This is a genomic window from Pseudoalteromonas sp. S3178, from assembly GCF_005886985.1.
GTDB classification, from domain to species: Bacteria; Pseudomonadota; Gammaproteobacteria; order Enterobacterales; family Alteromonadaceae; genus Pseudoalteromonas; species Pseudoalteromonas carrageenovora.
The window spans coordinates 1-286 of the sequence record NZ_PNCW01000652.1 but is presented as its reverse complement, the minus strand read 5'-3'; the positions used below and the strand labels follow the sequence as shown (position 1 = coordinate 286).

Here is a 286-nt window from a genome sequence, read left to right as displayed (position 1 = left end):
AATGTTATAGCTGCCATCTTTAACAATACCGTCTTCAAGCACCCACGTTTCGTTGTAGCATGACTGGAAATAGAGATCTGCATAATCCACTTGATGTTGGTGAATATAACTTAGCGTTTGCTCTAGCTGCTCTCGAGTCAATTGACTATCAGCTAATAAATGTTGTTCAACATTATTCATAAAATTCACTCTTAAAACGATTGTGTGCCTGTACTGGCATTTTAGTTCTGATCTGCATAAGTTCTGCCAAATCAATGTCACCTTGGATCGCACCACATATGTCTTT

The 286-nt window shown here is 38.1% G+C and carries 1 pseudogene; it reads right to left on the bottom strand.

Annotated features, from left to right (window positions below):
- Positions 1-180: pseudogene (gene tldD, locus CWC11_RS22620) on the bottom strand (metalloprotease TldD); the annotation flags it as partial.
- Positions 181-286 lie beyond the last annotated feature (106 nt).